Source organism: Shewanella sp. 10N.7 (genome assembly GCF_020806285.1).
GTDB lineage: Bacteria > Pseudomonadota > Gammaproteobacteria > Enterobacterales > Shewanellaceae > Shewanella > Shewanella electrodiphila.
The window spans coordinates 1-11710 of record NZ_JAJGZS010000030.1 but is presented as its reverse complement, the minus strand read 5'-3'; the positions used below and the strand labels follow the sequence as shown (position 1 = coordinate 11710).

General features: G+C 40.9%; 11 protein-coding genes. 4 read left to right on the top strand and 7 right to left on the bottom strand.

Going from position 1 to position 11710, the window contains the following annotated elements; all coding sequences use genetic code 11:
• Positions 1 to 50: 50 nt before the first annotated feature.
• The 3 genes from trxA (at position 51) to LMH66_RS16990 (ending at position 2805) form a co-directional block, all read left to right on the top strand.
• Positions 51 to 377, top strand: coding sequence for a thioredoxin TrxA (gene trxA, locus LMH66_RS17000; protein ID WP_102529367.1), 327 nt, complete (start codon positions 51 to 53; stop codon positions 375 to 377).
• 356 nt (positions 378 to 733) lie between these two features.
• Positions 734 to 1999, top strand: coding sequence for a transcription termination factor Rho (rho, locus tag LMH66_RS16995; protein ID WP_102529368.1), 1266 nt, complete (start codon positions 734 to 736; stop codon positions 1997 to 1999).
• 113 nt (positions 2000 to 2112) lie between these two features.
• Positions 2113 to 2805, top strand: a complete 693-nt coding sequence (locus tag LMH66_RS16990; protein WP_229371497.1) for a hypothetical protein — start codon at positions 2113 to 2115, stop codon at positions 2803 to 2805.
• Positions 2806 to 2885: 80 nt separating this feature from the next.
• On the opposite strand, the gene nrfD is transcribed toward LMH66_RS16990, so the two are convergent.
• The 4 genes from nrfD to LMH66_RS16970 all read right to left on the bottom strand — a co-directional run bounded on the left by nrfD (position 2886) and on the right by LMH66_RS16970 (position 8843).
• Positions 2886 to 3833 (bottom strand): NrfD/PsrC family molybdoenzyme membrane anchor subunit, encoded by a 948-nt coding sequence (gene nrfD, locus LMH66_RS16985; protein WP_229371494.1) that lies wholly within the window; start codon positions 3831 to 3833, stop codon positions 2886 to 2888.
• Complete coding sequence (locus LMH66_RS16980) at positions 3830 to 4402, bottom strand: 4Fe-4S dicluster domain-containing protein (protein ID WP_102529371.1); 573 nt, start codon at positions 4400 to 4402, stop codon at positions 3830 to 3832. Before LMH66_RS16980 ends, nrfD begins: the two co-directional genes overlap by 4 nt.
• Before the next feature lie 12 nt (positions 4403 to 4414).
• A complete protein-coding gene (gene phsA / locus LMH66_RS16975) occupies positions 4415 to 6691 on the bottom strand; it encodes a thiosulfate reductase PhsA (protein ID WP_229371492.1) in 2277 nt (758 codons plus the stop codon).
• Positions 6692 to 7043: 352 nt separating this feature from the next.
• Complete coding sequence (locus tag LMH66_RS16970; RefSeq protein ID WP_229371489.1) at positions 7044 to 8843, bottom strand: sensor histidine kinase; 1800 nt, start codon at positions 8841 to 8843, stop codon at positions 7044 to 7046.
• A gap of 205 nt (positions 8844 to 9048) precedes the next feature.
• Here LMH66_RS16970 and LMH66_RS16965 point away from each other — a divergent pair, with 205 nt between their 5' ends.
• Positions 9049 to 9645: a response regulator transcription factor gene (locus LMH66_RS16965; RefSeq protein WP_102529374.1), complete on the top strand. Its 597-nt coding sequence runs from the start codon at positions 9049 to 9051 to the stop codon at positions 9643 to 9645.
• A 212-nt stretch (positions 9646 to 9857) separates the two neighbouring features.
• On the opposite strand, the gene LMH66_RS16960 is transcribed toward LMH66_RS16965, so the two are convergent.
• From LMH66_RS16960 to LMH66_RS16950, 3 genes are all read right to left on the bottom strand, one after another.
• Positions 9858 to 10163, bottom strand: a complete 306-nt coding sequence (locus LMH66_RS16960; RefSeq protein WP_229371487.1) for a hypothetical protein — start codon at positions 10161 to 10163, stop codon at positions 9858 to 9860.
• A 55-nt stretch (positions 10164 to 10218) separates the two neighbouring features.
• Positions 10219 to 11106, bottom strand: a complete 888-nt coding sequence (locus tag LMH66_RS16955; protein WP_229371485.1) for a DUF3644 domain-containing protein — start codon at positions 11104 to 11106, stop codon at positions 10219 to 10221.
• Between the two features lie 109 nt (positions 11107 to 11215).
• Entirely contained in the window at positions 11216 to 11596 is a 381-nt protein-coding gene (locus LMH66_RS16950; protein ID WP_229371483.1) for a hypothetical protein, read from the bottom strand.
• Positions 11597 to 11710 lie beyond the last annotated feature (114 nt).

The following is an 11710-nucleotide window of genomic DNA, read 5'->3' as shown; positions in this document are numbered from 1 at the left end:
CATGGTAAGCCATTAATAAACTAGCAATGGTGCCAAATCTGGAGATTTACATGAGCGATAAAATTGTATACCTAAGCGATGACAGCTTCGAAAATGACGTCATTAACTCAGAATTGCCTGTATTGGTAGACTTCTGGGCTGAATGGTGTGGTCCTTGTAAAATGATTGCGCCAATCTTAGACGACGTAGCTGAAGAGTACGCGGGTAAGATCACTGTAGCTAAACTTAACGTTGACCAAAATAATGTATCACCTGCTAAGTACGGTGTACGTGGCATCCCGACATTATTAATGTTCAAAGGCGGCGAGTTAGTTGCCACTAAAGTAGGTGCATTATCAAAGACTCAATTAAAAGAGTTTATTGACGCACAAGCTTAATCAAGCCTCTCATTAAAATGACAGCTGTTGATTGAAAGTTGAATATTATTCATAACGAGCTAACACGGTTAGTTCGCTATTGTTGTTTAAAAACTAACAATATTTAGTTAACTCAACCGATACACCTTATGACATTGCTGCGCATTTTAAGCTTGAAAAGTGATAATCGGCACAATATGTGAACAATTTGTGCCGATTCTTCGCTAAAATTCTGGACGTCATGCAGATATAGTGCTAATTTATTCATCAGATTTTTTCAACTAAACTCCTACTCGCTTTTCAATCACACATTTCTACATTGTTCTACCCTTTGATTGATTGCGGTAAGCATCGTCGCGTAATACAAGACCCCCAACATGAATTTAACTGAATTAAAAGACACGTCTATATCAGACCTAGTTTCACTAGCAGAAAGCATGAAATTAGAAAATATGGCCCGTGCTCGCAAGCAGGACATCATTTTCTCCATTCTGAAAGCCCACGCCAAAAGCGGTGAAGATATCTTTGGTGGCGGCGTATTAGAAATCCTCCAAGATGGCTTTGGATTTCTAAGAAGTTCGGATGGTTCTTACCTAGCTGGCCCAGATGACATTTATGTCTCGCCAAGCCAGATCAGACGCTTCAATATGCGTACCGGTGATACCATTTTTGGTAAAATCCGCCCACCAAAAGACGGTGAACGCTATTTTGCTCTGCTAAAAGTCAACGAAGTTAACTTCGACAAACCTGAAAATTCTCGCTCTAAAATCTTATTCGAAAACCTTACCCCACTACATGCTGAAGATCGTCTACGTATGGAACGCGGTAACGGTTCTACTGAAGACATCACTTCACGAATTCTTGATTTATGTTCTCCGATTGGTAAAGGTCAGCGTGGTTTGATCGTTGCACCGCCAAAAGCAGGTAAAACCTTACTGCTACAGAACATGGCGCAAAGCATTACCCATAACAACCCAGAAGTGGTGTTAATGGTATTGCTAATCGACGAACGTCCTGAAGAAGTAACCGAAATGCAGCGCATGGTTAAAGGTGAAGTTATTGCTTCTACTTTCGATGAGCCAGCATCACGTCACGTACAAGTGGCTGAAATGGTTATCGAGAAAGCCAAACGTTTAGTTGAGCATAAGAAAGATGTCGTTATCTTATTAGACTCAATCACGCGTCTTGCTCGTGCTTACAACACGGTTATCCCATCATCAGGTAAAGTACTTACCGGTGGTGTTGATGCTAACGCACTTCATCGTCCAAAGCGTTTCTTTGGTGCAGCTCGTAACATCGAACACGGTGGCAGCTTAACCATTATCGCAACAGCGCTAGTTGATACTGGCTCTAAGATGGATGAAGTTATTTACGAAGAATTTAAAGGTACAGGTAACCAAGAGTTACACCTTTCTCGTAAAGCAGCTGAAAAACGTGTTTTCCCAGCAATCGACTTTAACCGTTCAGGTACACGTCGCGAAGAAAAACTCACCACACCAGACGAACTTCAAAAAATGTGGATTTTACGTAAAATCCTTAATCCTATGGATGAAGTATCAGGTATGGAATTCCTTATCGATAAATTGGCTATGACCAAAACAAACGATGAGTTCTTCACTGCAATGAAGCGCGCTAAAAGCTAATTCGTTTTTATAAGCAAATTCTGAAAATGCCGTTAATTCCATTGAATTAACGGCATTTTTTTATGTAGAATCAAATGGATTAACTAATAATTAACAAACAAAAAGGATTTGATGTGTTTAAATTTATCTTGGTGTTTTTCACCATTGTTACGCTTACAGGTTGTGTTACTCCTATCAATCTACAAGAACAAAGCCCTTCCCCTGAGTATCAGAATCAACAACCCATTTTAATCAGCGTTATTGATAACCGAAAAAGAGTTAAAGAAGGTAAACCTGAAACCTTTATTGGCCGAGCACATGTAACATTTGGCATTCCTGTAGATTGGAATGTTGATGCATTACTTGCCACAGAAAAAGATGACAAATCACTTACTCTAAGTGAATGGCTACAAAAAAGAATTGTTCTCGGATTAACGGATAAAGGTTGGCAGGTAAAACCGGCAGATTTAGACGCTGTACCAACTGAAACAATTGCGAGTGATGTACTAGTAGAACAAGAATCACAACACCTTCTTGTACTTGATTTACAAGAGTGGTTTTTCAGTATCAATTTAAATTGGGTATCGTCGTTTAGCTTTGATACCGAGGTAAATACTTATTTATTTGATAAGGATCAGGGTCTATCGCATCAAGCAAACCTCAAAGAAAGAGACGTAGTTGATGAAAAGGCTGATGAATCGCCACAAAATAACATATTGAGAGCATATCGAGATCAGTTATTGCAAATCTTATCTGATCCAGCATTAAAAGCTCAAATTCAACAATCACCAAATGTCATCACCACTGATTCAGCGACAGCGCTCTAAGCTCATAATTCAGTAATAAAAAGCCGCTTAACAATCATTAAGCGGCTTTTTGAGGGTTAAATTACTAAATTTTAAACAGACTAACTAATATAACTTTGGCCTGCATACACCACGAAATGTCGTAGTGCTAACACTCCTAAAATAGTGCTACAAGAAACCGTAATTAAAAAGCCCTTAGTATGACGCCATGACTTAGGCGCTAATGTACTAGCAAGTACAGGGACCACTAGGCCAAGTCCGACAACACCTAGCCAGAATACGCTAGCCCAAGTCCCAGTCGTAATAGCCGCTGTTGCCGCCTGAGCTGCTGGACCTGAAAAGTTAAGACCAACAAACAGCAAGACTAAACATAAGGCTTCATTGAATGCGACAGGGTATTCAATGCGGTGTACTTGCTCAATACAGTCAGACTCTTTTTTACTGAAGAACAAGGTGGCCACTAAGATATTACCCGCCGAACCCACAGACAGCGCCGATGCTAAAAATAACGCAGGTAACACAGCGGTATTTAAAATCGGGTAGCTAATTAACGCAGAGAGTAAGAAACCAGTGTAAATCCCAACTCCTATCGCCAGTACAAAAATCAGCTTATTCAAACTATTTTCAAGCTTGCGACACACCTTTACCACACCCGATAACCATGGCGCATATTGCAGTAACGGTTTTTCAAAAACTAAACCTGCAAATACAAATACCAGCGGGATATAAAATAATAACGCTAATACCCCCCAAGCCATTACTGAAGTAAAGTTGTAGTTGAGTAAAATATGATAAAACTCAAATGGCTTAGTCAAGTCAAGCATTAACAACGCCATACCAACACAAATAGAGATCGGTCCAACAACAGCTGCAGCCTTGATAACTGGTAAGCCTTCAGTGGGTAAGCCACGACTTTGCCTGTACCATTTAAGCCCAATTGCCACCAGCATTGAACCCGCTGATAACCCTGCCATAAATAAGTAAACTGCGATTATCCAGTTCCAAACGACTGGATCATATTGCTCCATTGAGCCCCAGATATTATTCATGCTTTGATCCCTCCTTTACGGCTAGGAATGCGATAAACCCTTGGCTCAGTGCCTAGATTCACTTTTTGTTGATAATGATTTTTAGTGTCTAATAACTGACTGACTTCTGAGGTTAAATCATTGGCATCACCAAAAGTCAGTGCTTGAGTGGGACAAACCGTGACACAAGCTGGCTCTTCACCGCGAGCTAAGCGGGTCTCTTTACAAAAGTCGCACTTGTCTGGCACTCGGGTTTCAGGGTTAATAAAGCGCACTTTGTAAGGGCAAGCAGCAACGCAGTACAAGCAACCAACACACTTGCCTTCATTGATAGACACAATGCCATCATCATTGACGTAGGCCGCGCCTGTTGGGCAGACTTTCACACACGGAGCATTCTCACACTGCTCACATGAAACTCGATTATATTTAAAATGAAGGTGAGGAAAATTGCCATAAGGCCCCTCAACGCGAACCTGAATACGAGTCACTGACTCAGGGACATTATTTTCACTGCGACAAGCGACATTACACGCTTGGCAGCCAATGCACTTGTTTTCATCGTGCACAAGGACATAACGTTTAGTCATAATGAACTCCGATTAAATCTTGGCTATTTTGACGCCGGTAGTGTGCAAGTTCATGCCAGTAACCGGAGACGTAACGTGAGGAAGTAAGTTGCCGCAATGAATACCTTTACCGGTAGCACGTGCAAGCTCTTTGTTTTTAGAACCGCAGCCCATATAAGCAAATACGGTGTCTGGGCGAATACCAGGCGTGACCAGAGCATGACCCTCTTCACTGCCAGTGTCGTTGAAAATTCGAATCTTATCACCGCTAGAAATGCCCATGTGTCCGGCTGTAATTGGATGGATCCAAAGGGCGTTATCAGACATCAAATTCGCTAAGATAGGTACATTTTGAGTCGCACCATTGGTGTGAACGGCCACTTTACCTTGAATGAAAAACAGCTCATCAGCTTTTTTCATAGTCACTTCGCGATATTTAATCACCCCGCGGCCAGGCGCCATTTTTTCGACCTTATTAGAGCTCAATTCAATCTTGCCTGAAGGCGTTTTGAAGCTCAGATGACTGGCATAAGTGGAATCTTCATCAGGTGTAATGGCATTGGGATATTCAGACACAAACGTATTTACCATGCTTGGCTCACGCAGCATTAACGGTTTACCGTAGCTGACCCAACCATCACGCTTAATCTTGTCTAATAATTTAACGTCTTTGTTCACTTGGAACATCTGTAAGGTCTGCATATTTTCCCAAGGGAAGTATTCACCTTGACCTAATTTGTCAGCCACCTCTTTCCAGATCTGCCAGCTTGGTTTGGTATCACCAATGGTATCTACCACTCGTTGACGCACGTAATAAGCAGGGTTTTTACCTGACTTATCTTTAATTTCTTCATCACGTTCAAGATAGGTTGATTCTGGCAGGAATACATCGGCGTAAGCTGCGCTCTCAGTGATGTACAAATCACACGCCACCACAAAATCTAGCTTCTGCATTGATTCAACAATGCGCGCTCTATCTGTCATGGTTTGCATTGGATTAGTGCGGCTCATTACCCAGCCATGAAGCTGGTACGGCACAGCATCAAGGGTTGCATCCAGAATTGTTTGATAAATTCCGCCTGATGACCACAACATGGAATATTGCTCATCCACCATATCGATGCGCTTCGCTTCGATTTTAGGCAGGTTTTTAACCCCTGGCTTAGATAAGGTTGGTGCAACCGTTTCACCAGCAAACTTATTATAATTCGATGCTTTTTTACCGAAGTACAAACCACCTTTACGTTCAATGTTGCCCACCAGAACATTGGCAGCATATAACGCACGGCGCATTTCAAACTCTTCTGTTGTGAATGACGAACGATGCCCGAAATCCACTAATACATGTGGCGCTGCAGCTGCGTATTCATGGGTTATACGGCGAATATCTTCTGCTGGTACATCACTGATCGCTTCAGCCCACTCAGGGGTGTAGCTTTTAACTTCTTTAGCAAATTCATCGAAGCCTTCGACGTATTTCGCGACAAAATCTTTATCGTACAAATCATCATGAATAAGCGTATGACACATGGCCAACGCAACCGCGACATCAGTGCCTGGCTTAATCGCATACCACTCATCAGCTTTGTCTGCCACGATAGAAAAGCGCGGTTCAAATACGACTAGCTTTGCGCCCTTTTCCATTTGGGCATTCATCATTCCTCGAGTTTCAGACATGTTGATGCCTTCATACAAGTTATGACCAAAGTTAATGATGTACTTTGAATTACTTAAATCACGCTTGATTTTGCCACCAAAAATGGCTTTAGCCGCAACCACATAACCCGCAGGACACGTTGAGGCATGGGTGAAAGTATTAGGACTACCAAAGGATTTTGCTAGGTGGAAAAGATGGCCTTCAAGTGAGCCAGATTTAGACGAAAAAGCAACAGACTCAGCACCATGTTTGGCTTTAATTTTATTGAGGTTTTCAGCAATCAGACTATAGGCTTCATCCCACTCGATTTCTGCCCATTTACCTTCACCACGTTCACCCACTCGCTTCAGCGGTTTAACAATACGTTGCTTATCGTAAAGTAAACTATGACCAGCACCACCGCGAGCACAAACTGCACCACCAAATGATTTGGCTTTTTTATTACCGAGAATGGATACGTTTTTGCCGTTAACCACTCTGGCTGATATTGGACAGCGTGTAGAACACATTTCGCAACTACTTGCGATAGACTCTTCACTGCCTTGAACTGTGACACTGCCTAAGGCGGCAATCGAGCCGGGCAAAGCAGCAAGGGCACAACCTGCGGTACCTGCGCCTGCGCCTTTGATAAAGGTTCGCCGATCTAGTTTCATGGTGTATCTCCCAAATGACAATAATGACCAAGAACATAAAACGGCGTACGCATTATCCAAAAAACTGGATTGCCAAGCTGTTAAGCTGTTCTAAGGTTTTCATCATTCTCACTCAAGGAAATAACCTTGAATATTGTGGTAAACCACATACTCACTCGTCTACATCGTGCATTGTGATTGGGTTCACGGTTTAAAAAACCGCCTACTGCAATCAAAAAATAACGCCATTGTGGTTAACCACATATCGCTAAAAAATATGAATTAATGCACAAAACTAGCGTTTATCGGCTATAAATCAGCGTATGTACGATCTCTTATTACGCATTTATATTTAGCGCTCAAACTCACTCAGTTAACTCACAACTTTTTGCTGACTACCCCTCTTCTTTAATCCCAACGTGGCCACACAACCTGTTATTTCATCTTCACGATTATCTAATCTAAAAGTACCTTCGTGTTCCTTCATCACCTCATTACAAATTGCTAGTCCTAAACCTAAACCATTTTCTTTAGTGGTAAAAAAGGTCGCCATTAATGCATCAGAGTTTTGTGGTAGCCCTGGTCCATTATCAATAATCTGCACATCTACTTGATGCTCTTTAAAATGCATCGAAATAATAATTTTACCTTGTGCTGGCTTTGATTGAACGGGCTGGGTTTGTTCACTGATGGCATCAATACTGTTTTTGATTAAATTAATCAGCACTTGCATTAAACCAACACGATCAGCGGTGATAAAGAATGGTTCGCCTTGGGTATTGGTATCAATGCGAATATCGTTTCTCGCTAACTCAAGCTTTAATAGCGAAATACTTTCTTCCACTAAGGTCAAAATATTCACATCAACCATCACAGCTTCTTTACGCTTTAATAACCCCCTGATTCGATGCACCACTTCACCCGCTCGCGTAGATTGTTGATGGATCTTACCGAGTAACTCGATGGCGGTGTCTTTATCCATTTGGTGTTTATTCTCAAGGCGCATTAATGCTCCTTCGCTATAGCTGGTGATGGCCGCGATAGGCTGATTTATTTCATGGGCAAGCCCTGCACCAATCTCGCCAATCATGGCAGCACTTTGTAACTTCTCTAGCGCAATTTCTTGTTGTTTTAATTGCCTTTCTGATGCCACTAACGATTCACTTTTTTGATGAAAACGATACTCAATCCATAAGTGATAAACCGTTGCGACCACAAATAAGAAAACAGCCAATATGCCCCAATGTCGATTATCTTTAAGCCATTTTAATAACGTATCCCAACGATTAACGTCAGAGTTTTCCACATGCAGTTCGCTAAATAATTGAATCACTGCTAACTGGCTGATAGGTGACGTCCAGCCTTTCAGCTGAGCCGTAATGGCTGCGGGATGATCTGAAGGCAACTTCATCAAAGCTTGGGTAATAGCTTTGCTAAGCTCATTATCAACACTCTCATTGGCTGCAAACGACCAATTAGGATAGAGGTGTGTACTGCATTGGCAGTCAAAGCCTTTGGGCTTACTTGGGTTTAATATTCTATATTCTTCGGCCTTAATTAACCCACGCGCCACCATATCTTCAAAGGTACATAAAGGCGTGATTGCGGCATCTACGTTACCATCACGGATCTGATACAAAAGTGGGTCTAGCGGAAAGCCTAAAAAGTGTATTTCTTTAAAATAGTTTTTAGAATCCATACCTAATTTATGCATTAAACCAATAGTGGCTTGATAGCCGCCCAATGCATGAGGATCGCTCGCTGCAACCGATTTGTTTTTCAAGTCATACAAAGTACGGTATTCACTATCAGCTTTAACGATAACGGCAGATCCAATCGCAGAAGTCGCACCGTTATGACGACGAGAGCGCATAGTGGCGAGCCAAGATAGCGGGAACTGATTAGAAAGGTAAAGGTATTGCCCAGGGTTGGTGATAATGAACTGAATCTCCCCCGACTCCATCGCTTGGTTTAGCGCGACAAAGTTACCTGGATAGACGTTAAAATGCGTGTCTGGCACTTGTTCATTAAGATAGTCCATCATCGGAGTCCAACGTGCGATAGCTTGTTGGTCTCCCCAATTAGCTAACACGCCCACATGTAGCTCTTGGGGTTTTGCCCATGCAGAAGAAATAAAGCTCAATAGTAAAAAGCACACGATAATTCGTAGCACAGTAAACGCCTTAATTAGAGAAGTTTAATAAGCTTACGATAGAGCAACAACAATGCAACGTGATGCAATTCATGCTTTATATAAAATTAGTTCGCTTATCGATTCAAACTGAGATATCTATCAATAATACATCTACTTTTCGCAAAGAATGACTCTGATGAGCAATGGCGAAAGCCATTGTAAAAAACCACATTGAGGAACGGTTATGCTAAATGACATTAACGGCCCTGTTTATCTCGTCGATGATGATGAAGCCATTATTGATTCCATTACTTTTTTGATGGAAGGTTACGGCTATAAGCTTATTAGCTTTAACTCAGGAGATTTGTTCTTATCCTCGGTAGATCTTGCTACTGCTGGTTGCGTGATTTTAGATGCCAGAATGCCCGGCCTTTCTGGCCCAGAAGTGCAGCAATTGCTGACTGAAGCCAACAGCCCGTTGGCTGTGATCTTTCTGACGGGACACGGCGATGTCCCGATGGCTGTCGATGCATTTAAACAAGGCGCATTTGATTTCTTTCAAAAGCCAGTGCAAGGAAAAGTGCTATCCAACTCCATCGAAAAAGGACTGCTATACAGTATTCGCCAACACTGGAAAATGCATCACTTAGCCTTGATAGATGGACTGTCTGAACGTGAGAAGCAAATTTTTAAACTGGTTATTGCAGGCAATACCAACAAACAAATGTCGAATGAATTATGCGTTGCGGTCAGAACCATCGAAGTTCATCGTTCAAAACTAATGGATAAACTTGGGGTGCAGAATATAGCTGAACTAATGAAGCTCGCACCTTTGGTTTAATGATATCTACCAAGGTCTTCAATGGCTAAAGTTTGAAAGCTTGTTTTGGACAGAAATTGGATAGAGTCAAAGCTCTTAAAGTGATGAGTCTCAGTAGTGAAAATATGGCAAGCGGATATTCGGTAACGCTTTGCTAAGCGGCAAAAAATTGTTGGCTAAAATAGCGACGCAGGAGTAAAAGCCAACTGTTTTTTGTCCTTTTGAAAGACTTGTTAAATGGCTTGTCTGCGTACCCTAGCAAGCTCTTCTTTGTTTCTTAATTGCCTAATTAAAAAGTCAGCCCAACGCCGTGAATACAAGTAACCGTCAAATCCTTCAACATATGCAGCATACTCACCCTTGTAGGTAGTGACAAGTTCACGCGGTCTAGCGTTATAAAACTTCCAACACTTTGTATGTAACGTAGGATTAAAGTCTTTTATCTTTTCTTTTACTATCGGAACTACTTTACTCGGTTTTAATTTAAATGGTGACTCAATACCCTTAATAAAAGCTACACCTTGTTCATAGTTTTCCATTTCATCATCGTTGAGTTTATTTACATTTATAAACTCAACTGCTAAATCAGCCGATTTAGCAGTTGAGTTTTGGGACTAGGAAAGCTCTTATTCTATATTTTTGACTCTCTAAAACTTCATCTGACAAATCATTTTTATATGTTTCCATATACTCACGTACAACGCGATAATTTTCAGTTTGAAATTGTTTTAATGCTTCCAATTGCGCTTGTTCCGATGTTCGTGTTAGCTGCATAGCTATGGCTAGTCTTGCCATTAGTGCATGGCTATCCCCGAACTCTTCAACCAGTAAATTCTCAAAATTATTTAGCGCTGATTGGCATTCACCGCTAGTAGCAAGATCAACCGCAGGCAGACTTCTATGCTCAATCTTATTTCTTAGTCCAATTAGAAAATTCAAATTTTTGGTTTCTGGGTTATCTTGCCCTCCCCAATATTCAGTGCAACAACGAGATAACTCCCAAGCTTTTTCTTCGCCATCAATGAATGTAGGGTTTCCTTCTTCATCGAGATAAAAATAGTTTTCTGATTTTTTCTCGAAAATAGCATGAAAGAGTGCTGTGTAAGCTATAACAATATTGACTATGAAGCCATATGTCTTAAATTCTGTATAAGGGTTGTTGTATGTTGATACAGCTAATAGTGCAAATTCTCTTGCCTTGTGAAGAAGTATACTCTTTGAAGATTGATTATTAGGATCTTGTAGTTTTTGCGAGTGTATAAGACTAAACTCGTCTTTACTCAAATAGATCAGCCCTGTAGATGTATATTGACTACCATCTCTTTGAACGAATTGATGCCACCTTTTAGTAGGATATGTTCGACAACTACTAAGTGCCCAGCCTGATGCTTCAACAAGCTCAGCCATTGTGAAAGCTTCTCCTGCTTTCTCTTTTGCTAACATAAAATCAAAAGCTAGCTCTACTCTTTGATTCCGATTCAACGACATACTCCCTGAGCCATTTAACGCCTTACTAAGCTGCGCGAAATTGTTGGCTAAAATTGCGAGGAACGAAGCTAGCCAACTGTTTAGCGTCCGTTTGAGTAACTTGTTAGTTGCCTTTTGCAAACTGCCAAAAGTCTCTGTTTGCATATAAAACCCAATTTAAACTTTTTGGCACCATATAGAAATAAAGAATTTCGGTATCGCTTTGAAAAGAATTAAAGTTAGCCCAGTTTAAATCTAGCTGTTCAGTTAACCTTTTAGTTAAACCTGAATCTTTGTATATCCGTTCGAAAGACTCAAAGACAAACACTGTATCGTTATTTTGATACTCTAATAGGTTTGAGAAAACCTGATTAAATTGATCTTCAGATAACCAAGGCTTCAATTCTGAATTGGAGTTTTTAGTGATTTCCCAAAAATTAGAAGTAAGCTTTAATTCTTGGTCATTTTCAGTATCGATAATCGATTTCAAATCATCAAAATTCAACTGTGACTCCTAAGCCAACTAACATTTGTATAGTGCGCATGCGCGTTTATTTGGCAAAGCGCGCATGCACATTTAATAAACCTATTATTTAAGCCTTACTAAAGTAAAGCTATT